The following is a 462-nucleotide window of genomic DNA, read 5'->3' on the forward strand; positions in this document are numbered from 1 at the left end:
AACGCCACCAACACCGGCGCGGCCAAGGTGTCCGTGCCCTCGCAGCCCTCCAACCTGGTGGTGGCCGGCACCTCGCTGAACCCGAACCAGAACGAGGCCAACCGCTATGGCCGCATGCCCGCGGTTTCCGTGGTGAAGGATGTTCCGGCCGCTGACGGCGTCGACGCCGTGAAGGCCCCGGCCACCCTGCGCTACGACCAGGCCAAGGGCGCCAGCCGCAAGCACAACGACGGCGGCATCATGGAGATCCCGAAGCACTTCATCGCCGGCTACGTGTGGCGCGACGCCAACTACGACGGCATCTACGACACCGCGGCCGATAGCTTCGCCGTGGACGGCACTACCTACCGCGAAGAGGGCCTGGTGGGCAAGAAGGTCATCCTGAAGCAGTGGTACTTCAAGCCCGAGGTTGACGGCAGCGGTGAGGCCACCGGCAACGGCGGCGAGTGGGTCCAGGTGGCC

1 protein-coding gene is annotated in these 462 nt (G+C 67.5%); it reads left to right on the top strand.

The features are described 5' to 3' along the window. Positions 1 to 462 (top strand): hypothetical protein (locus tag PZH32_RS11295; protein WP_275208349.1); only part of this gene is annotated, 462 nt, incomplete at both ends.

It is taken from the genome of Adlercreutzia equolifaciens (genome assembly GCF_029076695.1).
Lineage (GTDB): Bacteria > Actinomycetota > Coriobacteriia > Coriobacteriales > Eggerthellaceae > Adlercreutzia > Adlercreutzia equolifaciens_A.